This window comes from Caproiciproducens sp. NJN-50 (assembly GCF_004103755.1).
Classification (GTDB): Bacteria; Bacillota; Clostridia; order Oscillospirales; family Acutalibacteraceae; genus Caproicibacter.
Genome location: NZ_CP035283.1, coordinates 1,228,618 through 1,249,237, shown reverse-complemented (window position 1 = coordinate 1,249,237; position 20,620 = coordinate 1,228,618). Strand labels below are relative to the sequence as shown.

The following is a 20,620-nucleotide window of genomic DNA, read 5'->3' as shown; positions in this document are numbered from 1 at the left end:
ATAATGGAAATGGAAGCATTCAAGAACCCGTTTACTCTTCAATTAAGAACGGACGATTTTCTGCCCGCGGACGAGGAGGAAAAGCAGCAGCTTGTCGTCATGAGGGAAAGCACCACCTTTTGGAGGGACGCTCTCAGTCGGCTTCTTCACAACAAAATAGCAATGACGGCTTTTGTCGTGATCGTCTTAGTCATGGTCTTTGCCTTTGTCATGCCTAATTTTTATCCATATACTTATGACCAGCAGATTCGCGGCAGTGAATTTCTGCACCCGATGCAGTATTCTCAGAAAGAAATGAAAACCATACAGGCCGGCGGCAGTGTCTTCCCCCACATTCTCGGCACGGACATGCACGGACGCGACATGGTGATCCGTCTGATGATGGGGACCAGGGTTTCCCTTCTGGTCGGCATCATCGCCAGCATTCTGGTCCTTTTGATCGGAACGATTTACGGCGCGATCTCCGGATATTTCGGCGGCGTGGTCGACCTCGTCATGATGAGGATCGTGGACATCATCTATTCCATCCCGGATATGCTGACGATCATTCTGCTTCAGGTCACCCTGAAGGAACCCCTGACAAAACTTTTCGACACGCATCCATCGCTGTCCTGGCTGCAAAGCCTCGGTGTCCCGATGGTCAGCATTTTTATCACATTCAGTCTGCTGTACTGGGTCAACATGGCAAGAATTGTCCGCGGACAGGTCATGTCGCTCAAAGGACAGGAATTTGTCACGGCCGCGCGCGCACTCGGCGCTTCCAGCAAACGGATTATTTCAAAGCACCTGATTCCGAACTGCATCAGCGTCCTGATCGTCACCACCACGCTGGAAATTCCGAGGGCGATTTTCACGGAAGCGTTTCTGAGCTTTCTCGGCCTTGGCGTGATGTCGCCGATGGCCAGCCTTGGTTCCCTCGCCTCCGACGCGCTGGGCGGAATCGAATCCTATACTTATCTGCTCGTCGCTCCATCCGTTGCCATCAGCATTATCATTCTCTCCTTCAATCTGTTTGGAGACGGTTTACGGGATGCGTTTGATCCAAAGCTGAAGGAGAATAAAAAATGAACCAGAAACATTTGCTTGACATCAACGATTTGAGAGTGTCCTTTTTTACCCCTGCCGGAGAAGTGAAGGCGGTCAACGGCGTTTCTTACACGCTGGATTACGGGGAGGTCCTCGGCATTGTCGGGGAATCCGGAAGCGGAAAAAGCGTTTCCGCCTATACCCTGACGGGACTGGTCGACCGGCCGGGCAAAATTGTCGGCGGAACCGTGAATTTCAACGGCCATCAGATCGAGAAGCTCTCCGAAAAGGAATTCCGGAAAATCCGGGGAAAAGAAGTCAGCATTATCTTTCAGGATCCCATGACTTCCCTGAATCCCGTTTTCACCATCGGGAATCAGCTGACCGAAATGCTCAAACTTCACACCGATAAAAATCGCGAAGAACGTAAGCAAAGGGCGATTGAACTGCTGAATCTGGTCGGCGTGAACGAACCCGAAAAACGTCTGACGCAGTATCCGCATGAGTTTTCCGGCGGAATGCGCCAGCGCGTCATGATTGCGATGGCCCTGGCCTGCGAACCGAAGCTGCTGATCGCCGACGAACCGACCACGGCGCTCGACGTGACCATTCAGGCCCAGATTATGGAACTGATGGTGGAATTAAAACAAAAAATCAATATGTCCGTCATGCTGATCACGCATGACCTTGGCGTCGTTTCCGATGTCTGCGACCGCATCGCGGTGATGTACGCCGGAAAGATCGTCGAAATCGGCACGACGGATGAAATTTTTTATAATCCAAAGCACTGCTACACAAAAGGGCTGCTTCGTTCCATTCCTAAAATCAACGAATCCTCCCATGAGCGCCTGGTCCCGATCGAGGGCACTCCGGTCGATCTTCTGAATCCCCCGGCAGGATGCCCGTTCGCGCCAAGGTGCGAATCCTGCATGAAAATATGCCTAAAAAGGATGCCGGAATTCACGCAGATCTCCGAAACACATAAAAGCGCCTGTTGGCTGAACCAAAAGGAACAGTTTGAAAAGCAGGAAGGAGCGGCCGTCAATGAGTGAAAAATTATTGGAGGTCCAGCACCTCAAACAGTATTTTCCGGTGAAAACAGGCATGTTTAAAAAAGGTTTTGTCCAGGCGGTCGACGATGTCAGCTTTTATATCAATCGCGGCGAGACCTTCGGGCTGGTGGGGGAAAGCGGATGCGGAAAAACCACGACCGGCCGTACGATTCTTAGGCTTTATGAGCCGACCGGCGGAAAGATCTTTTATGACGGCGCCGATGTGACAAAAGTCGATTTTAAACCTTACCGCAAAAAAATGCAGATTGTTTTTCAGGACCCCTACGCGTCTCTCGATTCCAGAATGACGGTGGGCGACATCGTCGGAGAGGCGATCGACATTCACGGGCTTGCCTCGTCAAAGGCGGAGCGCAAGGACAAAATTCTTTCTCTTTTAAATCGGGTTGGACTGAACAGCGAGCATGCGAACCGCTATCCGCACGAATTTTCCGGCGGGCAGCGCCAAAGGATCGGCATTGCGCGCGCGCTTGCCGTCAACCCGGAATTTATTGTCTGCGACGAACCGATTTCCGCTTTGGACGTTTCGATTCAGGCGCAGGTGATCAATATGTTTGAAGACCTTCAGCAGGAGCTGGGTCTGACTTATCTTTTCATCGCGCACGATCTTGCCGTAGTCAAACATATCAGCAACCGGATCGGCGTGATGTATCTTGGCAAACTGGTCGAGCTTGCAAACAGTGAAACGCTGTACGCAAGGCCGCTTCATCCTTATACACAGAGCCTGCTTTCCGCAATTCCGGTCCCGGACCCAAAAGCCAGCCGGAAGAAAAAAAGAATTGTTCTGGAGGGCGATGTGCCCAGTCCTCTTCATCCGCCCACAGGCTGCCGTTTTCGCACCCGGTGCCCCTATGCGGTGCCGAAATGTGCCGAAGAGGTTCCTGAGATGCGGGAATATGAACCGGGGCATTTTGCCGCTTGTCACAGAATTGAGGAAATTAGAAAAGTTGAAGTGCATTAGGCCTTGATTCCATGAAAAACATTGCGCATTTCGGCTAAAATTGTGCTTTGCAGCGTAAAATAAGGTTCGGAATACAGCAGACATGGTCATTTTGTGTTTCTGCAATGCGTGATTTTACTTCGGAATTGCGTCAGTCAGCAGACCAAGGCCTCGAATAAATGCAAATATTTTCATTTGGAGGGAAAGTTTATGACAAAAAAGTTATTGTCTTCGGTGCTTGCCGCAGCCATGATCGCAACGGCATTCACCGGATGCGGCGGTTCCGCATCGACGTCGTCACAGGCATCGTCCGGCGCAGGTTCGGCCGCACAGTCTAACACATCCCTGAGCGTCCATGTAGGCTCGGAGCCGGATTCCATGGATCCCGCGCTGAATACCGCGGTTGACGGCGGTATTTACATTCAGCACGTTTTTGAAGGTCTGACTAAACTGGATGAAAGCGGAAAAATCGTCAACGGCCAGGCAAAGGACATCAAAGCGAGCGACGACGGTCTGACCTACACCGCCACGCTGCGAGACGACATTAAATGGTCTGACGGCAAGGCCGTCACCGCCCAGGACTTTGTTTATGCATGGCAGCGTCTGGTCGACCCCAAGACCGCTTCCGAATACAGCTATATGATGGACCCGGTTGTGAACGCCACTGATATTTACACGAGCAAGAACAAGGATGTCACCAGCCTTGGCGTCACCGCGAAAGATGACAAGACCCTCGTGATCAAGCTGAACGCTCCCTGTGCCTATTTCCTGCAGCTGCTGTCACGCCCGATGTTCTACCCGCTCCGCAAAGATGTTGTCGATGGGAACGACAAGTGGACACAGGACCCCAAAACTTATATCGGCAACGGCCCCTATAAGATGACGGCCTGGAACCACAAGGAAAGCATCATCGACCAGAAAAGCGACACTTATTACAACAAGGACGCCGTAACGGTCAATCAGATCAAATTCATGCTGATGGACGACGACTCCGCGATTCAGGCCGCTTACCAGAACGGCGAGCTGCAATTCGCCGACTCTTACCCTGTGGAAGAGCAGGATAAATGGGCCGCCACGAAAGATTATCACAGCATCGATCAGCTTGCAACCTACTATGTCGCCTTTAACTGCAAGAAAGCTCCGTTCGACAATCCGAAGGTCCGCAAAGCGCTCACACTTGTAGTCGACCGCAATTATATTATAAAAAATATTACAAAGGCCGGCCAGATCCCGGCGGACGCGTTTGTCTCTACCGGCGTCAGCGATGCCGATACAACCAAACAGTTCCGCGACGTGGGGGGCAGCTATTACTCCGTAAAGGACGACGATTACGATAAAAATGTCGCGGAAGCCAAACAGCTCCTTTCCGAAGCCGGATATCCGGACGGCAAGGGGTTCCCGACTTTCGAATATTCTTTCAACACCAACAGCGGCCATAAGGCCATCGCCGAAGCACTTCAGAATATGTGGAAAGAAGAGCTGGGCATCAACTGCACCCTCGCATCCCAGGAATTTGCAGTTTTCATCGATAACCGCCAGAAGGGCAATTACGACGTTGCCCGCGACGGATGGATTGCAGATTACAACGACCCGATTTCCTATTTGGACCTGTTTATGACAAACTCCGGCAACAATGATCCACACTGGTCCAACAAGGATTATGACGCTCTGATTGCCAAAGCGAAAGCCACCGGCGACCAGACGGTCCGCATGCAGTCGATGCACGACGCGGAAAAAATTCTGATGGACGACATGCCGGCATGCCCGATCTATTTCTACACCGATCCGTATCTGTTGAATACAAATATTTCAAACGTAGTGGTCACACCGCTCGGCGACAAAATTTTCGCATACGCGAAAGTTGCCGCGAAAAGCTGAAATAACATCGATATAAAAAAGGCCCCGAACGATCGAGATGATCTTCGGGGCCTTTTTTCGGCCTTGCCACGCCGGTCTCAATTTAATTTTCAAAGTTTCCGATTTTTCGAAATCTTTCATATCTGAGATTCAGAAGCTCTTCCGCGCCAAGTTCCCGGCTGTGAGTCAGAGTCCGAATCAGCTGTATTTTTAAAAAGGCACAGGTCTTGGAAAAACCAAGTCCCTCCGGTACGATCCGGTCGATCACATGCAGAGCCAGCAAATCCTGGGCCGTTATTTTCAGATATTCCGCCGCGTCCCTCACCCGTGCGGGATCCTTCCATAAAATGCTCGCGCACCCTTCCGGTGAAATCACCGAATACACGGCGTTTTCCAGCATCCAGACCTCATCGGCAACCGCCAGGGCCAGGGCACCTCCGCTGCCTCCCTCTCCGATCAGGATGGAAATCACGGGGACCCTAAGGCCCATCAGTTCCGTCAGATTCTCCGCAATCGCCTGGCCCTGGCCTCGTTCCTCCGCGCCGATCCCGCAGTATGCCCCGGAGGTATCCACAAAACAGACGACGGGGCGTCCGAACTTTTCCGCAAGCCGCATCTGGCGCAAAGCCTTCCGATACCCTTCCGGATGCGCCGAGCCAAAATTCCGGGCGACCCTTTCCTTCGTGCCGTGCCCTTTTTCAATGCCGATCACCGTAACCGGAATTCTTCCGAGCATTCCGATCCCGGCGATCACCGCGGGATCATCCCCGAACCGCCGGTCGCCATGCATCTCGGTGAAATTATAAAACAACCTCCCAATGTAATCCTTGGCGGTCGCGCGGCCGTCCGCTCTGGCCGCAAGCAATTTTTCATAGGCATTCATCCGTATTCGCGCCTCCCGCGTGGAATTCCAGCAGCCTGGCAAGCAGCCGTTTTTGCGTCTTGCGATTGGATATCTGATCGACAAAGCCCTTTTCCAGCAGAAACTCCGCGCGCTGGAATCCCTGCGGCAGCTTCTGCCGAATCGTCTGCTCGATCACGCGCGGCCCGGCGAAACCGATCAGTGCTCCGGGTTCCGCCAGAATAATATCGGCCTCCATCGCGAAGCTGGCGGTCACGCCGCCCGTTGTCGGATTGGTCAAAACCGCAATATAAAGAAGTCCGGCGTCGCTATGCCGCCGAACCGCCCCGCTGGTCTTCGCCATCTGCATCAAAGCAAGAATCCCTTCCTGCATCCGGGCTCCTCCGGAAACGGTGAAACCGACGACGGGAAGCCGGCGCTTCAGCGCATACTCGAACAGCCGGGTGATCTTTTCACCAACCGCCGTCCCCATGCTTCCCATCATAAAGGAAGGCTCCATCGCAAAAACGCAGCAGGGGAATCCGCCGATCCGGCAGGTGCCGCAGACAACCTCATCTTTGTTCGCCTCCGGGTGACGCGCCTGTTCCAATTTTTCGTCGTATCCCGGAAAGCCCAGTGGATTTTGGGAGGCAACATCAGCGTTTTGCTCACAGAATGTGCCCTCGTCTGAAATCAGGGCAATCCGCCGGCGCGCAACGATCCGAAAGTGCCAGCCGCAGCGCGGGCAAACATAGCTGTTCTCCGCAAGCGCGTCCCGAAACAGAAGCTTCCGGCAGGACGGGCAGGTCACGCACATATTTTCCGGGACGGACGGTCCCGGGGTTCTGTCCCGTTCGATCTCTCCCTCCAGCCCGTTTCTCGGACGCTTGAAAATTCCTCTGTGAATCATAGTCTCCCCCGTTCGGTCAGAGTGGATGTGGTGTATCGTCCGGACTGAAAGGCGTCCTCCTGCAACAGCTCCAGAAGGAATTCCACGTTCTGGTCCACCCCTTCGACCACCAGTTCGCACAGGGCGGCCTGCATCTTGCGCACGGCCTCTTCCCGCGTCTTCGCCTGGACAATCAGCTTGCCGATCATGGAATCATAAAAAGGCGTGACCACATAGTCCGGATACAGAGCGGTGTCAAACCGGACAGACGGACCTCCCGGAATGTGAAGCAGCGTGATTTTTCCACACCCGGGGCGGAAATTCTCTTTGGGATTTTCCGCGTTGATCCGGCACTCGATCGCGTGGCCGCACAGCGGGATATCCTTGGACGTAAAATCCAGAGGGAGTCCGGAGGCAATCCGGATCTGCCATTTGACCAGATCGATTCCCGTCACCATTTCGGTAACAGGGTGTTCCACCTGAAGGCGCGTGTTCATCTCCATAAAATAAAAGCGGCCGTCCCGGTCCATCAGGAATTCAACCGTTCCTGCGCCGGTGTAGCCGACCGCGCGCATGGCGCGTTCGCACAGCTTGGAAAGCTCCTCCCTTTGCTGCGATGAAACCGCCGGAGACGGGCTTTCCTCCAGTACCTTCTGGTTTTTTCTCTGCATGGAGCAGTCCCGTTCCCCAAGGCAGACAATATTTCCGAGCGTATCGCACAGGACCTGCATTTCAATATGTTTGACGCCGGTCATGTATTTTTCCAGATACATCCCGCCGTCCCCGAACGCGCTTTCCGCCTCTTCAGAGGCCTGGGACAAAGCGCGGTCGAGTTCCTTTTCAGCCCGGATCAGCCGGATCCCGCGCCCGCCGCCCCCGGCGCGTGCCTTCACAAGCAAGGGATATCCGATCTCAGCGGCGGCCAGTTTCGCGCCGTCCGGATTTTCCACCAGCCCGGAGCCTGGGATCACGGGAACCGACGCGGCTTTCATGGTGCGTTTTGCCTCATCCTTGTCGCCCATTTTAGAAAGGACTTCCGGAGAGGGACCGATGAACGAAACGCCGCATTTTGCGCACAGCCGCGCAAACTCCGCGTTTTCCGACAAAAGCCCGTAGCCCGGATGGATCGCCTGCGCCCCGCTTACGGCGGCGGCGGACAGGATGGCGCTCATGTTCAGATAGCTGTCTTTCGCGCGCGCCGGGCCGATGCAGTAGCATTCATCCGCAAGACTGACGTGCAGCGCATCCCGGTCGGCTTCCGAATAAACCGCAACGGTGGAGATCCCCATCTCCCGGCAGGCACGGATTACCCGAACGGCGATCTCGCCGCGGTTCGCAATCAGGATTTTGGAAAACAAGATGACTCTCCCCCCGTCCTGACCAAGGCAAACGAGAATTCCCCGCTGACGCAGAGCTTTCCGTTTACGAAGCCGGACCCTTTCGCAAAAAAGAACGGGCCCTTTTTCCTGACAATTTCACAGACCATTTCAATCCGGTCCCCCGGCAGGATACTGCCTCTGAACCGGGCTTTGTCGATTCCCGCAAACATCGGGGTCACTGGCCCGGACGAATCGTCAATCAGAACACAGCAGGTCTGCGCCAGCATCTCACACTGGATCACGCCGGGAACGATCGGCATTCCCGGGAAATGCCCCTGCAAGAACCACTCGTCTCCCCGAACCGTATAGACCCCGTGCGCCTTGCCGTCCGCACCCTTTTCCGCTTCGTCAATCAGGAGCATCGGCGGTCTGTGCGGCATTATCTTCATCAATTCATCACGATTCATAGGATCCTCCGTTCCGCCTCGCGGCTGAATTTTCTCCTGTGAAATTTTTTCCAACCCGCCGGTTATGCAAATTGGAAGAGCGTCTGCCCGTACTCGACAACATCGCCGTTCTTTACGCAGATTTCAAGAATTGTCCCGTCCTGTTCCGCGTTGACCTCGTTCATCAGCTTCATCGCCTCAATGACGCAGAGAACGTCGCCTTTTTTTACACGGCTCCCGGCCTTTACAAACGGCTCCGCGTCCGGCGACGGCGCGGCGTAAAACACACCGACCATCGGCGACTTGATCTCCTGGCAATTTTGATCCGCCGCCCTCTCTCTGCCTCCGGCAGGTGCGGACTGCACGGTCGGAATCGCCGCCGCAGAAGCCTGAGAAATCGAGGCCGGCTGCTTTTCCAGCCTGATATGATCCTCGCCGCAGCTCAGTTCAAGGGCGCTCAGGCCGTTTTCTTTCAGGATTCCCGCCAGCGCGCGAACCTGTTCCAATTCCATCATGCCGGACCCACCTTTCCTTCTTTTCGAAACGCGACGCAGGCGTTGTGCCCGCCGAACCCGAGAGAGATGGAGACGGCACAATTCGGATGCGCCTGTACTGCCTGATTCGGAACATAATTCAGGTCGCAGTCCGGGTCCGGGTCCCGGTACCCGATCGTCGGCGGAACCGTACCGGTGGAAAGCGCCAGAACGGAGGCAATCGCTTCAACCGCGCCGGCCGCCCCGAGCATATGCCCCGTCATCGACTTGGTGGAACTGATGTACGCCTTCCGCGCCAGATCGGGCAGGGCCTTCTTGATCGCGAGCGTCTCCGTTTTGTCGTTGAGCGGCGTTCCGGTACCGTGGGCGTTGATGTAAAGGACGTCCGTCTCCCCGATGCCGGATTCCTCCGCCGCCAGCCGGATCGCTTCCGCACCGCCTCGGGCTTCCGGATGGGGCGCCGTCGGATGATATGCGTCGCAGGTGTTGCCGTAGCCGGTGACTTCCGCATAAATCTTCGCACCGCGGGAAACCGCGTGTTCGTACTCCTCAAGGACCAGAATGCCCGCGCCTTCCCCGATGACAAAACCGTCCCTCCGTTTATCGAACGGCAAGGAGCTGTTCAAAGGGTCGTTTTTCGTTGAAAGGGCCATGCAGTTGATAAACCCGGCTACCGCGAGCGGCAGGACGGAAGCCTCCGCTCCTCCGGCGAGAATCGCGTCCGCATATCCGTACCGGATCGCGCGGAATGCTTCCCCGACCGTGTGCGAGGACGTTGCGCACGCCGTGACAACCGGCAGGCAGGGTCCCTGCGCGTTATACCGGATGGCGATATTGCCCGCCGCCATGTTGCCGATCATTTTCGGAATAAAATAAGGCGAGATCCTCGACGGGCCCTTGCTGAAAAGCTTTTCCGTCTCTTCTTCAATGGTATGGATGCCGCCGATGCCGGAGCCGACATAGACGCCCAGCCTGCGCGGATCGATTCCGGTCAGGCCGCTGTCGCTCATCGCCTGGTCCGCCGCCGCCAGGGCGTACTGAGAAAACAGGTCCGTTTTCCGGACCTCGCTTTTCGACATGCAGCAGGCGGGGTCAAAATTCTTGACTTCCGCGGCAACTTTTACCTTATAATCCGTCGTGTCAAACTTTGTAATGAACCCGACTCCGCATCTTCCGGCGGTCAGGCTATTCCAGAACTCTTTCACGCTGTTCCCGACCGGGGAAACCACGCCGAGCCCCGTTACGGCTACTCTTCTCATCGTTCAGACTCCTTTTCCGGCAAGCGGAACCTCTGATTTTGTGTTCAACTCCTGTCCACGGAGAACCGCCTTCTGATACTCTTCGGCAAGCTCCTCCATCAGCCCATGCACCGTTGTGATCTCGTGGACTCTGCCTCCGTTCGCCCCGATAAAGACAAACCCGCTCTCCAGGTTTCCCCTGCAGGCGTTCACCAGCGCGTCGGTAATGCAGTAGGCTCCCTTTTCCTGGCGGCAGGAGGTAATGCAGTGATAAGGGCAGAACTTCGGCCTTTTGCCTCCCGCCGCCGCGCTTGCCAGAAAATCATTTTTGATGGCTCTTCCCGGCATTCCGACCGGGCTCTTGATGATTTCAATGTCTTCTTCACGGCAGTTGACAAAGGCTTCCTTGAACCGCGGATCGGCGTCGCATTCCTCCGTAACGACGAACCGCGTCGCCATCTGTACCGCGGAAGCGCCCAACTCTAAAAAACGATAAATATCTTCGCCGGTAAAAATTCCTCCGGCTGCAATGACCGGAATATTCCGGCCCGCGGTCCTCTCATAAGGCCTTACCGCGGCCACGACCTCCGGGATGATTTTTTCCAGCCGGTAATCCGGGTCGTCGATCTGCTCCGGATGAAAGCCGAGGTGTCCTCCCGCTTTGGGACCTTCCACCACAAAGGCATCCGGGAGATACCGGTAACGTTTGAACCACCACCTGGAGATCTGGTCCGCCGCCCGGGCGGAGGACACGATCGGCACCAGCTTTGTTCCGCATCCTTCCGGGCGGAATTCGGGGAGCCTCAGAGGCAGGCCCGCGCCCGCGAAGATCAGGTCGATTTTTTCTTCCATCGCCGTGCGCGCCATTTCCTCAAAGTTGGTCAGCGCGACCATGATGTTGACGCCGAGAACGCCCTTTGTTCCAGACCGTGCCCTGGCGATTTCCGCCCGGAGCCCGGCGCGGTCTTCCGACAGCTTTCCGCTGCCGCCGGCCATTACCCCGACGCCGGCCGCTGAAATCACCCCGACGCCGCCTTCGTTTGCCACTGCGGAAGCAAGGCCGCTCATGGAAATCCCGATTCCCATTCCGCCCTGGACCACAGGCGCCTTTATCTTCAGTTCCCCGATATGAAAACCGGTTCCCGTCCAATCCGCCATGAATGCTCCTTTCCCGGCGGCCTCACATGCAGAGGCCGCCGTCCACCCGAATCACCTCGCCGGTGATGTACCCCGCGAGGTCCGAAGCAAGGAAAAGCGCGAGATTCGCGACATCGCCCGCCTCCCCGATCCGCCTCATCGGAATGGCTTTCAGAATATTCTCTTTTGCCTCCCGGTTCATCTCTCGGGTCATCGAGGTATCGATCAGTCCGGGTGCGATCGCGTTACAGGTCACGTTCCGTCCGGCAAGTTCCCGGGCAACCGATTTGGTCAGCCCGATCAGCCCGGCCTTGGCGGAGGAATAATTCGCCTGCCCAACGCTTCCGGTCAGCCCGGAAGCCGATGAAATGTTAATGATCCTGCCCGCCCGTCTCCGGGCAAAGATCATATACGTCTGGCGGATCATATGAAACGCGCCCTTCAGATTCACATCCAGTACGCGATCGAAATCCTCGTCCTTCATCTGCGGAACCAGAAGGTCCCTGGTAATTCCGGCGTTGTTGACCAAAATATCGATTCCGCCGAAATCGCACTGAATCCGTTTGACCGTATCTTTTACATCGTCGGAACAGGAAACGTCGCAGCGGAAAGAAGACGCCTTCCGTCCCAGCGCGCGGATCCGTTCGCAGAGTTCTTCCGCCGCTTCGCGGTTTCCGGAATAAATCGCTGCGATATCGGCTCCCTGCTCCGCGAACCGAAGGGCGATTTCCCCACCAATCCCTCCGGAAGCACCGGTAATCACCGCTGTTTTATTCTTTAACATGATTTTCCTCCATGATCTGCCGGACCGTCTGCTCAAGGCTTTCCGGGTCCTCCGCGTGGAAAGCGTTCCCATGCGGCAGAATTCTGCGGATCAGCCCACACAGCGTGGTCCCGGGTCCGGCCTCCACAAACGTGTCAAAACCGGCCGCAGCCATGTTTTCTATTGTCTTCTGCCAAAGCACGGGGCTTTTCACCTGACGTGCGATCAGATCCGCCGCGTCCGACCCATAAGGTTCCGCCGTCACATTGGAATAGAGCGGCATCGCGGGCTTCTTCAGGGAATACCGCTTCAGTTCCTCTGCAAGCCCGTCGGACGCCTCCGACATCAGCGGGGAATGAAACGCTCCGGAAACGGCGAGCCGGACGGCTTTTCCTCCCGTCTGCGCCGCCAACGTGCAAAGCGCGGAAACCGCTTCCGCCTCCCCGGCCGCCACAAGCTGGCCCGGGCAGTTGTAGTTTACCGGCCAGACGCCGGCCTCTTTGCAGATGCTTTCCGCCCGGGTTGTCCCCAGCCCCAGAAGCGCCGCCATCGCGCCGGGCCGCTTCCGGGAACACTGCCCCATCAGCTCCGCGCGCCTGCAGACCAGGCGGAACGCATCTTCATCGGAGAGAATTCCCGTGAAGGCGAGGGCCGCGATTTCCCCCAGCGAAAAGCCGGCCGCTCCGCTTGCATCGACGCCGGATTCCCGCAGCGCCGCGGCACAGGCCAGGTCGACAGCAAAGACGCAGGGCTGTGTGTTCTCCGTTTGAGAAAGCTCCTGCTTTGTCCCTTCAAAGCATTGGCGAAGGGTTCCCGGACGGACGCGTTCCGCCGTTTCAAAGACGGAACGAGCGGCCGGGGAGGTTTCATAAAGCTTTTTTCCCATACCGGGGCGCTGCGCGCCCTGGCCTGCAAAGATGACCGCTAGCCGACCCATCTCGTTCCCCCGCGCAGAATTGCTTCCGCTTCCTCGAACATCTCCGTTATGATCTCTTCTGCGGGCTGTTCCTTCGTCACCAGGGCCGCCGACTGTCCCGCCATAAAGCAGCCGTTTTTCTCATCGCCTTCGCGGGCGGCAAGGCGCAGTGCGCCGACTCCAAGGGCCTCGATCTCCTTCACGTTCGTTTCGGGGTCGTACTCCTTCGCGAGGAAGTCGCGCGAAAAGGCATTTTTCAGGCAGCGCACCGGGTGTCCGAGGCGTTTGCCCGTCGTGACCGTGCCGATATCTTTGGCCTTTAAAATGCGGTTTTTATAGTTTTGGTGCACAGTGCACTCCTTAGCCACTAAAAAGCGAGTGCCAACCTGCACGCCGACCGCGCCGAGCATGATCGAGGCCGCGATGCCGCGGCCGTCTGCGATGCCCCCCGCCGCGATAACCGGAACATGGACACAGTCGCACACCTGAGGGACCAGCACCATTGTCGTCAGGTCCCCGACGTGTCCGCCGGATTCTCCTCCCTCCGCGATGACTGCGGCCGCCCCCGCGCGCTCCACATGCCGCGCGACGGCCGTGGAAGCGACGACCGGAAGCACGCGGATGCCCGCTTTGCCCCACTCTTCCATATAGCGGGCGGGGTCGCCCGCACCCGTCGTCACGACGGCGACCCTTTCCTCCGCCGCAACGCGGGCAACCTGCTCCGCAAACGGGCTTTGCAGCATGATGTTGACGCCGAACGGCCGGTCCGTCATGGTCCTGGCTTTTCTGATTTCCGTCCTGAGCCATTCGTCGCTGGCATTCATGGCCGAAATGATCCCGAGGCCGCCGGCGTTCGATACCGCCGAAGCCAGCGAGGCGTCCGCGATCCACGCCATCCCCCCTTGAAGGATGGGGTAGCGGATCCCCAAAAGTTCGCAAAGCGGTGTGTGTATCATGGCATTACCCCATTTTTTCTTCAATCAGTTTCACGATGTCTCCAACTGTCTTGAGCTTTTCATCCATCTCGAGCGAAACATCGAATTCGTCCTCGAACTGCATGATCAGGTCGACCGTGTCGAGCGAATCGAGCCCAAGCTCTTCCAGCGTGCTTTCCGGTTTGACGGCGGAAACGTCGATTTCCTTGTGCTCTGCCAAAATCTGTGCCACTTTTTCAAATACCATTTGAATTTCCTCCAGTAATTAATTTTTATCCCAGCGGACGATGCAGGAACCCCAGGTCAGTCCCGCGCCGAACGCACAAAAAAGCAGGGTGTCCCCTTTTTTCAAGCGGCGGCTCCGGTTCAGGCCGTCAAGCAGGATCGGGATGCTCGCCGAGGAGGTGTTGCCGCACTCCGCGTAGTTGACTGGAAATTTTGCCTCTGGCTGACGCAGCCGTGTCCGGGCCGAGTCGATGATGCGGCCGTTTGCCTGGTGAAGCAGAAAATAATCCACGCCGTCCGCGCTGATTCCCGCTTCCCGAACGGCTGCTTCGATCTCATGCTGGACGGCGGTCACCGCAAATTTAAAAATCTCGCTCCCATTCATGCGGATGCAGTGTTCTTTCTTCTCCCCGTCCCAGAACGGGCCGGAAATCCCCTCCCCCGGAATGTTCAGGTTCTCCCTCTGGCCGCGGGCGCCAACCCGTATGCCGAGCAGAGAGTCGCCTTCGGACAGGACGACCGCACCAGCGCCGTCTCCGAACAGCACACAGGTGCTCCGATCCTCCCAATCGATAAAACGCGAAAGCTGTTCCGCGCAGACAATCAGAATACGGCGGGCCATTCCGGAACGAAAGTAAGCGGCGGCGGCGTGCAGCGCATAGAGAAACCCCGTGCAGCCGGCGTTCAGATCAAAGGAGGGACAGCCCGCGCCGAGATCCTGCTGCACCATACAGGCGAGGGACGGCGAGATATCCTCTCCCTGCACCGTCGCACACAGGATCAGATCCAGCTCGCCGGCAGAAAGGCCCGCGTCCTCCAAAGCCAGCCGTGAAGCCTGTGCCGCAATGCCCCGCTGGCTCTCCCCTTTGACGAAATGTCTCTTGCGGATCCCCGTGCGCGTGGAAATCCATTCGTCGCTCGTATCCACGAATTTGGTGAAAGCATCGTTGCCGACGGATAACGCGGGCAGGCAGCTTCCGGTCCCGGCGATTGTAAAACTCATCTATTTCTCCATTTCCGCGCTCTTCCTCTTAAAGAACGCATCCAATTTGAAAATTCCCCTCGCCAATATCTGCTTTTCCTCTTCGGAAAATCCCGAACTGACCTGGCGCACCATCTGCCGGTGAAAATAGCGGTGCGCATGATCGACCTTGCTTCCCTGCTTGGTCAGGATAACATACACCATCCGGGCATCCTCGCCGCTTTTTTTCTTTTGGACATACCCTTTTTTTAAAAGCTTGTTGATCGCCACGGTGACAGAAGGAAGCGTGATGTCGAGTTCCTGCGCGAGTTCACTGATGGTTCTGCCCTGCTCCCGGTTTTTCCCGACGGCTTCCAGAAGATGCAGTTCGCTGATGGAAAGGTCGATCTTTGTGCTTCTGAGCGTATCTTCCTCCACTTTGAGGATAGAGCGGAACGTATCCACCAGAAGTTCGTTGAGATCTTTTTCAAACGAGTCCAGCACGATCGTTCCCCCTCCCGTCTAATTAGTTTGATTATCTAAGTTTATATCACGGCATCCTGAATTTGTCAAGCCCTGATTCCTCTTTGATGCCCGCAAAGAGAAAGCGGAATGGTTCGGCCCCATCCTGTCTGACACGGCAGCGGCGGAACTATAAAGAGCGGGAGCGGCGGCAAACCGCCTCAGTTCCCCGCCCCGTTTTATATCAAGAATGCTGGTTCGAATTAGCTGAAGGCTGAATCCCTTTATTTTAAAGTCTGATGATCCCCATATGTTCAAGCAAAATTTTCAAACCAATTAAAACCAGTATCATGCCGCCGGCAAGCTCGGCTTTCGATTTGAATTTCATGCCGAATATATTGCCGATTTTCACACCTATCATAGACAAAATGAGTGTGACGATTCCAATGTATAAAACCGCCGGGGCAATATTAACATCAAGAAAAGCAAATGATACGCCTACCGCCAACGCGTCAATGCTTGTGGCAAGTGAAAGAGGCAGCATTTCAGCAGGTCTCAAGGAGGCTTCCCTCCTATTTGGGCGCTCTCCGCCGGGACATTCCCTGTCCGTGCATATTTCAGCAGGACATTCCCTGTCTGCACATCCTTCTTTTTTAAAGCTTTCCGCAATCATTCTACCGCCAATAAAACAGAGCAGGGTGAATGCGATCCAATGATCGAAAGTGATTATCTTATCGGCAAATTGTGTGGCAAGCATATACCCGATAAGCGGCATAATCGCCTGAAAAAAGCCAAAATACATGCCGACAACCAACGATTTTCTAACGGTTGCCTTAGGCATGGTCAGCCCGAAACAAACGGCTACGGCAAAAGCATCCATTGAAAGCCCGACAGCGATGAGGAATAGTTCCAATAGATTCATGACATATTCTCCCTTACAAAGTGTGATTTGCAAAAGAAAAACCCAAGCAGCACTCATACGAGCGTATACTTGGGCTTTAACCACAATAAAAAAAGGCCATGTATAGCTGTAAAAGTTATACATGAGTCTCGTCTTTTAAGACAAGCCAGACCGTTGACGATCAGTATGTTGACTTGCCGCGCACATTTGCGCTAACTACTCCCTCACGGGTATTTTCAATTTATAATAAGTATATCATGATTTTCTGTAAAGGTCAAGCCAAAGCGAGAAGACGCCAAAACAGGGCAGTAGAACACCGCTTTCCGTAAATGCACCGACGCCCGGGAACTTTCACAACGGATGGTGGCAAAACCGATTGATCACATCAAGCATCATGCCGAAAGGGCAAACGGCAAAATCGCGCAGGATCTTTTTCAACTGTATCGGCGTGTTTGAGGTGCCGTAACGGGAGAACCCCGGAATTGGAAACCCTCGGAAACGCAAAAGGAACAGCGTTAAGCTGCCAGGACGAACGAAAAGCCAGGATTCCGAAGCGGATAGAACCCCTGAAAACGGACATTGCGAAACTCGCCAACGCAGGATCACAGAACTGCGGCAGGGTGGAATTTTCTTGCTGATTCCGCTTGCTTTTTCCCTCATTTGCGAATAAGATAAAAGAAAAAGCCGGCAAATGCTTTGGAGGGATGGTTTATGACGGACACGGAACAACTTCAGCAGATGATCGACGCAAGCAGCCGTATTGTTTTTTTCGGCGGTGCGGGTGTTTCGACGGAAAGCGGGATTCCCGATTTCCGCAGCGTGGACGGGCTGTACAACCAGCATTACAATTACCCGCCCGAAGTGATGCTCAGCCATGGCTTTTACGAAACCCATCCGAAGGAGTTTTTTGATTTCTACAGAAACAAAATGCTTTATCTCGACGCGCAGCCGAACCCCGCACACAAAAAACTGGCGGAGCTGGAGCAAGCCGGAAAGCTTTCCGCAGTGGTGACGCAGAACATCGACGGCCTCCATCAGAAAGCTGGGAGCAAAACGGTCTATGAGCTTCACGGTTCCGTTCACCGCAATTACTGCCAGCGCTGCCACAGGCTTTATGACGCGGAATTCATGCTGCAAAGCTCTGGAATCCCCACTTGCTCCTGCGGAGGCGTGATCAAGCCGGATGTCGTTCTTTACGAAGAAGGACTGGATCAAGACACTCTTTACGGTGCTGTGGACGCCATTCGCCGCGCAGACATGCTGATGATCGGAGGAACCTCGCTGGCCGTTTATCCTGCCGCCGGACTCATCGACTATTATAAGGGCCACCGCCTGGTATTGATCAATAAAACCACTACGCCGATGGATGCAAAAGCAGACCTTGCCCTGCGCGGCAGTATCGGCGAAATTCTTGGCCAAATCAAAGTTTCCGTCGGCTGACAGAAAATCATGCCCCGATGTCCGCTTGTTTGCGGACATCGGGGCATTTCATGGTCAGTCAGCGGCTCATGCGCTTGATTTCACTTTTTTGATAAAACGGTTTTATGTCTTCTCCTTTCGCATATATTTTGAACAGAAAGGGGAAATAGACTATGCATGTCATTACTGTAACCCGCAAGCGGCTGCTGACCATCCTGTTCGGTGTTCTGGCAATTGTACTGGCCGCAGCAGCAGGCGTGCGCGGGATTCAGGCTGTTCAGGCTTCGGCTTCCAAGCGTCTTCTTCCGATCTATAATGTAAAAACAGAGGAGAAAAAAATCGCGATATCCTTTGACGCGGCCTGGGGGAATGAAGAAACACAAACACTGATCGACATATTAAAGGAATACAATGTAAAAACAACCTTTTTCGTTGTGGGCGCATGGGTCGACAAATACCCGGATTCCGTAAAAGCCCTGGCCGCTGCGGGGCATGAAGTATGCAATCACTCCGATACCCACCCGCACATGCCAAAGCTGTCTGAGAATGACATGAAAAAGCAAATCTCGTCCTGCAACGACAAAATCAAGGCGGTCACCGGCGTCAGCCCGATTCTGTTCCGCCCCCCTTACGGCGATTACAACAACCCCGTGATAAAAACAACGCAGGATCTTGACATGTATGCGATCCAGTGGAATGTTGATAGTTTAGACTGGAAGAATCCCACTCCTCAGCAGATTATCGACCGCGTGACTACAAAAGTAAAACCCGGTTCCATTGTTTTGTTTCATAATGGAGCAAAAAATACACCGGCGGCCCTTCCGACCATCCTGAAAACACTGCAGTCGCAAGGATACACGATCGTGCCGGTTTCCCAATTGATTTTAAAAAGCAATTATACGATTGACCAGGCCGGAATGCAAATTTCAAACCCCTCAGCAAAAAAATAGCTTATCGCTTAAGGGTGAATTGTCAAGTGAAGTGCAACAGATAAGAAGAAATGACTTCAGCAGGAGTTTTCCAATTCAAACATTTACGCGGGCGGTCGTTGAGACGCTCCATGACAAATGCCACGGCTTCTGGGGTAAGTTCTGTAAAACGGGTTCCTCTGGGGAAAAACTGACGAATCAATCCGTTCGTATTTTCCACGGTTGGCTTCTGCCACGGAGAGGCTGGGCGAGTGTAATAATACAACGCTTCAAAGCGGCTCTCAAATTCACGGTGGCAGTTGAATTCGATCCCTCGATCCGACGTTACCGTGCGGAGCGGAACCTTTCCGCCTTCAAAGAAGAACTCAAAGCCCCGCATGACTTCTTCCCGTCTGATGTTGCGCAGGACGGCCAGGCAGCAGTATCGACTTTTTCGGTCGGTCACATTCAGCAAATAAGCGCGTTTTGCTTGTCCGAACACGATCGTGTCAGCTTCCCAGTCTCCAAGTCTCTTTCTGCGTAGAGCTTCTTTGCTTCTCTCCCGGATTTCCCGCGCCCCGGCCTTGTACCCACGAGTTTCTCCATGCTGACGGCCATAGTGACGCAGTTTCATCGTAAGTTGTACGGAACGTGGCAGCAAGTCCGCGCGTAGCCACCGATATATGCTGCTGTGCGAGATTTTCATGTCCCGGTCATCCGGATAGTCTAACCGGATTCTTCCGGCAATTTGTTCGGGCGACCATGACAATTCAAGCTTTTCGGATATGTAAGCTGTCAGACGTGGGTTTTGATACAGCCTCTTCCGGCGGCATTCCATTCGCCGTTCAAGGTACCGGGCCCGTGCCGGAACGCTAAGATATTTTTGTCCCGAACGGTTCCTCTTGATCTCCCGGCTGATTGTGCCCGGATCCCTTTGCAACCTGCGTGCAAGCTGCCTCATACTGATCCCGTTATTCCACAATTGGGCTATCAATGCGCGCTCTTTTGGTGTAAGATGGTGGTAGTCCATAAAAAGCCTCTCCTTCAGTGGTGTCTTTTCAACTCCTACTGTATCATGGATTTGGCTTTTTGTGGACTCTTTCTACCCTCCTGTTGCACTTGCTATTTTAATTCACCTAAGTGCGAAAAGACCCGCCGGCATTGTCGGCGGGTCAAAAAATATAGATCCTAAATATTTCGAAACGCATGTCACGTTTCCAAAAATACCGGCGTTATGGAACACTCCTGGCGGTAATTGCCTTACATAATTAAAATGTCACGGCAAATACTGTTTTCAGAAATATCGATAACAGAGGCATTGGATTCATGGTAAATATTTTTTTATGCGGAGATTCAAAAGACACTTCGGCAACACAGGCCTTGATTGCCGCCCTGCCAAAGTACGGCGGAGTGAGATATTCCGGTCCGGATCGCGTTTTTGAACGTGGTCCCGGTCCGGAATATTTCCTCTATGAATATGAAAAAATACCAAAAATTGAATTAAGGCAGGGAATCGCCCTTTTAAAAAACAGCACGCTCCCACAGGACCCGATCTCATTCCCACCGGATTTTTTATGCGTTCTTGAGTCTAAAAATGTCCGTGCCGCCGCACTTTTGAAGGGTTCGGGGACCGCCGCTGTCACTTGCGGCACAAGCTCAAGGGAAACGCTCAGTATCGCGGGCCTGGAGGAAGGCACCGCCGCGCTGAGTCTGCAGCGCACACTGAGGACCCTTGACGGGAACATGCTTGAGCCACACGATTTTACCGTGAAATTTTCAGAATCCCGCAGCCCGCATCAGCTCCTTATGGTGTGCGCCGCTCTGCTGATTTCGGGAGTGGATTCATCAAAGGGTTATATTATTTGAAGTTGAA

The 20,620-nt window shown here is 54.6% G+C and carries 22 protein-coding genes; 7 read left to right on the top strand and 15 right to left on the bottom strand.

Annotation, left to right across the window (positions count from 1 at the left end):
* Positions 1-9 precede the first annotated feature (9 nt).
* The 4 genes from EQM14_RS06000 (at position 10) to EQM14_RS05985 (ending at position 4,914) form a co-directional block, all read left to right on the top strand.
* A complete protein-coding gene (locus tag EQM14_RS06000; protein WP_128742105.1) occupies positions 10-1,068 on the top strand; it encodes an ABC transporter permease in 1,059 nt (352 codons plus the stop codon).
* A complete protein-coding gene (locus EQM14_RS05995; protein WP_128742104.1) occupies positions 1,065-2,078 on the top strand; it encodes an ABC transporter ATP-binding protein in 1,014 nt (337 codons plus the stop codon). The genes EQM14_RS06000 and EQM14_RS05995 overlap by 4 nt, the downstream gene beginning before the upstream one ends.
* Entirely contained in the window at positions 2,071-3,057 is a 987-nt protein-coding gene (locus EQM14_RS05990) for an ABC transporter ATP-binding protein (protein WP_128742103.1), read from the top strand. The genes EQM14_RS05995 and EQM14_RS05990 overlap by 8 nt, the downstream gene beginning before the upstream one ends.
* Before the next feature lie 189 nt (positions 3,058-3,246).
* Complete coding sequence (locus EQM14_RS05985) at positions 3,247-4,914, top strand: peptide ABC transporter substrate-binding protein (RefSeq protein WP_128742102.1); 1,668 nt, start codon at positions 3,247-3,249, stop codon at positions 4,912-4,914.
* A gap of 82 nt (positions 4,915-4,996) precedes the next feature.
* On the opposite strand, the gene EQM14_RS05980 is transcribed toward EQM14_RS05985, so the two are convergent.
* From EQM14_RS05980 to EQM14_RS05915, 14 genes are all read right to left on the bottom strand, one after another.
* A complete protein-coding gene (locus EQM14_RS05980; RefSeq protein ID WP_128742101.1) occupies positions 4,997-5,776 on the bottom strand; it encodes an acetyl-CoA carboxylase carboxyltransferase subunit alpha in 780 nt (259 codons plus the stop codon).
* On the bottom strand, positions 5,763-6,644 hold the full coding sequence (gene accD, locus EQM14_RS05975; RefSeq protein WP_128742100.1) for an acetyl-CoA carboxylase, carboxyltransferase subunit beta: 882 nt from the start codon (positions 6,642-6,644) through the stop codon (positions 5,763-5,765). The genes EQM14_RS05980 and accD overlap by 14 nt, the downstream gene beginning before the upstream one ends.
* Positions 6,641-7,981, bottom strand: coding sequence for an acetyl-CoA carboxylase biotin carboxylase subunit (accC, locus tag EQM14_RS05970; RefSeq protein WP_128742099.1), 1,341 nt, complete (start codon positions 7,979-7,981; stop codon positions 6,641-6,643). The genes accD and accC overlap by 4 nt, the downstream gene beginning before the upstream one ends.
* The gene (locus EQM14_RS05965; protein ID WP_128742098.1) at positions 7,963-8,409 is read right to left on the bottom strand and encodes a 3-hydroxyacyl-ACP dehydratase FabZ family protein; all 447 of its coding nucleotides are present in this window, start codon (positions 8,407-8,409) and stop codon (positions 7,963-7,965) included. Before EQM14_RS05965 ends, accC begins: the two co-directional genes overlap by 19 nt.
* 62 nt (positions 8,410-8,471) lie before the next feature.
* Positions 8,472-8,903: an acetyl-CoA carboxylase biotin carboxyl carrier protein gene (gene accB / locus EQM14_RS05960; RefSeq protein ID WP_128742097.1), complete on the bottom strand. Its 432-nt coding sequence runs from the start codon at positions 8,901-8,903 to the stop codon at positions 8,472-8,474.
* Positions 8,900-10,141 carry a beta-ketoacyl-ACP synthase II gene (gene fabF / locus EQM14_RS05955; RefSeq protein WP_128742096.1) on the bottom strand — a complete coding sequence of 414 codons (1,242 nt, stop codon included), beginning with the start codon at positions 10,139-10,141 and terminating at the stop codon, positions 8,900-8,902. The genes accB and fabF overlap by 4 nt, the downstream gene beginning before the upstream one ends.
* A 3-nt stretch (positions 10,142-10,144) precedes the next feature.
* Positions 10,145-11,278 carry an NAD(P)H-dependent flavin oxidoreductase gene (locus EQM14_RS05950; RefSeq protein WP_128742095.1) on the bottom strand — a complete coding sequence of 378 codons (1,134 nt, stop codon included), beginning with the start codon at positions 11,276-11,278 and terminating at the stop codon, positions 10,145-10,147.
* Positions 11,279-11,300: 22 nt separating this feature from the next.
* The gene (fabG, locus tag EQM14_RS05945; protein ID WP_128742094.1) at positions 11,301-12,041 is read right to left on the bottom strand and encodes a 3-oxoacyl-[acyl-carrier-protein] reductase; all 741 of its coding nucleotides are present in this window, start codon (positions 12,039-12,041) and stop codon (positions 11,301-11,303) included.
* Entirely contained in the window at positions 12,028-12,957 is a 930-nt protein-coding gene (locus EQM14_RS05940; RefSeq protein WP_128742093.1) for an ACP S-malonyltransferase, read from the bottom strand. Before EQM14_RS05940 ends, fabG begins: the two co-directional genes overlap by 14 nt.
* A complete protein-coding gene (locus tag EQM14_RS05935) occupies positions 12,945-13,892 on the bottom strand; it encodes a nitronate monooxygenase (RefSeq protein ID WP_128742092.1) in 948 nt (315 codons plus the stop codon). Before EQM14_RS05935 ends, EQM14_RS05940 begins: the two co-directional genes overlap by 13 nt.
* Positions 13,893-13,896: 4 nt before the next feature.
* Positions 13,897-14,118, bottom strand: coding sequence for an acyl carrier protein (locus tag EQM14_RS05930; protein WP_128742091.1), 222 nt, complete (start codon positions 14,116-14,118; stop codon positions 13,897-13,899).
* A gap of 18 nt (positions 14,119-14,136) precedes the next feature.
* Positions 14,137-15,099, bottom strand: coding sequence for a beta-ketoacyl-ACP synthase III (locus EQM14_RS05925; protein ID WP_128742090.1), 963 nt, complete (start codon positions 15,097-15,099; stop codon positions 14,137-14,139).
* Positions 15,100-15,561 (bottom strand): MarR family winged helix-turn-helix transcriptional regulator, encoded by a 462-nt coding sequence (locus EQM14_RS05920; RefSeq protein WP_164918981.1) that lies wholly within the window; start codon positions 15,559-15,561, stop codon positions 15,100-15,102.
* Between the two features lie 247 nt (positions 15,562-15,808).
* Positions 15,809-16,441, bottom strand: coding sequence for a manganese efflux pump MntP (locus EQM14_RS05915; protein ID WP_128742088.1), 633 nt, complete (start codon positions 16,439-16,441; stop codon positions 15,809-15,811).
* A gap of 690 nt (positions 16,442-17,131) precedes the next feature.
* Between EQM14_RS05915 and EQM14_RS05910 the strand changes: the two genes are divergently transcribed.
* Together EQM14_RS05910 and EQM14_RS05905 are read left to right on the top strand one after the other, a co-directional pair.
* On the top strand, positions 17,132-17,860 hold the full coding sequence (locus EQM14_RS05910) for an NAD-dependent protein deacylase (protein ID WP_128742087.1): 729 nt from the start codon (positions 17,132-17,134) through the stop codon (positions 17,858-17,860).
* Positions 17,861-18,012: 152 nt separating this feature from the next.
* Positions 18,013-18,789 (top strand): polysaccharide deacetylase family protein, encoded by a 777-nt coding sequence (locus tag EQM14_RS05905; protein ID WP_128742086.1) that lies wholly within the window; start codon positions 18,013-18,015, stop codon positions 18,787-18,789.
* A gap of 22 nt (positions 18,790-18,811) precedes the next feature.
* On the opposite strand, the gene EQM14_RS05900 is transcribed toward EQM14_RS05905, so the two are convergent.
* Entirely contained in the window at positions 18,812-19,777 is a 966-nt protein-coding gene (locus EQM14_RS05900) for an IS30 family transposase (protein WP_128742085.1), read from the bottom strand.
* Between the two features lie 296 nt (positions 19,778-20,073).
* Here EQM14_RS05900 and EQM14_RS05895 point away from each other — a divergent pair, with 296 nt between their 5' ends.
* Positions 20,074-20,613, top strand: a complete 540-nt coding sequence (locus EQM14_RS05895) for a hypothetical protein (protein ID WP_128742084.1) — start codon at positions 20,074-20,076, stop codon at positions 20,611-20,613.
* Positions 20,614-20,620: the final 7 nt, after the last annotated feature.

Excerpts from the sequence above, each read along its gene's own strand:
- EQM14_RS05985 (WP_128742102.1), top strand. The coding sequence starts at position 3,247 with ATGACAAAAAAGTTATTGTCTTCGGTGCTTGCCGCAGCCATGATCGCA.
- EQM14_RS05895 (WP_128742084.1), top strand. The coding sequence starts at position 20,074 with ATGGTAAATATTTTTTTATGCGGAGATTCAAAAGACACTTCGGCAACA.
- EQM14_RS05900 (WP_128742085.1), bottom strand. The coding sequence starts at position 19,777 with ATGGACTACCACCATCTTACACCAAAAGAGCGCGCATTGATAGCCCAA.
- EQM14_RS05905 (WP_128742086.1), top strand. The coding sequence starts at position 18,013 with ATGCATGTCATTACTGTAACCCGCAAGCGGCTGCTGACCATCCTGTTC.
- fabG (WP_128742094.1), bottom strand. The coding sequence starts at position 12,041 with ATGTTAAAGAATAAAACAGCGGTGATTACCGGTGCTTCCGGAGGGATT.
- EQM14_RS05940 (WP_128742093.1), bottom strand. The coding sequence starts at position 12,957 with ATGGGTCGGCTAGCGGTCATCTTTGCAGGCCAGGGCGCGCAGCGCCCC.
- fabF (WP_128742096.1), bottom strand. The coding sequence starts at position 10,141 with ATGAGAAGAGTAGCCGTAACGGGGCTCGGCGTGGTTTCCCCGGTCGGG.
- EQM14_RS05930 (WP_128742091.1), bottom strand. The coding sequence starts at position 14,118 with ATGGTATTTGAAAAAGTGGCACAGATTTTGGCAGAGCACAAGGAAATC.
- accB (WP_128742097.1), bottom strand. The coding sequence starts at position 8,903 with ATGATGGAATTGGAACAGGTTCGCGCGCTGGCGGGAATCCTGAAAGAA.
- accD (WP_128742100.1), bottom strand. The coding sequence starts at position 6,644 with ATGATTCACAGAGGAATTTTCAAGCGTCCGAGAAACGGGCTGGAGGGA.
- EQM14_RS05950 (WP_128742095.1), bottom strand. The coding sequence starts at position 11,278 with ATGGCGGATTGGACGGGAACCGGTTTTCATATCGGGGAACTGAAGATA.
- EQM14_RS05915 (WP_128742088.1), bottom strand. The coding sequence starts at position 16,441 with ATGAATCTATTGGAACTATTCCTCATCGCTGTCGGGCTTTCAATGGAT.
- EQM14_RS06000 (WP_128742105.1), top strand. The coding sequence starts at position 10 with ATGGAAGCATTCAAGAACCCGTTTACTCTTCAATTAAGAACGGACGAT.
- EQM14_RS05935 (WP_128742092.1), bottom strand. The coding sequence starts at position 13,892 with ATGATACACACACCGCTTTGCGAACTTTTGGGGATCCGCTACCCCATC.
- EQM14_RS05925 (WP_128742090.1), bottom strand. The coding sequence starts at position 15,099 with ATGAGTTTTACAATCGCCGGGACCGGAAGCTGCCTGCCCGCGTTATCC.
- EQM14_RS05965 (WP_128742098.1), bottom strand. The coding sequence starts at position 8,409 with ATGAATCGTGATGAATTGATGAAGATAATGCCGCACAGACCGCCGATG.
- EQM14_RS05990 (WP_128742103.1), top strand. The coding sequence starts at position 2,071 with ATGAGTGAAAAATTATTGGAGGTCCAGCACCTCAAACAGTATTTTCCG.
- EQM14_RS05980 (WP_128742101.1), bottom strand. The coding sequence starts at position 5,776 with ATGAATGCCTATGAAAAATTGCTTGCGGCCAGAGCGGACGGCCGCGCG.
- EQM14_RS05995 (WP_128742104.1), top strand. The coding sequence starts at position 1,065 with ATGAACCAGAAACATTTGCTTGACATCAACGATTTGAGAGTGTCCTTT.
- EQM14_RS05910 (WP_128742087.1), top strand. The coding sequence starts at position 17,132 with ATGACGGACACGGAACAACTTCAGCAGATGATCGACGCAAGCAGCCGT.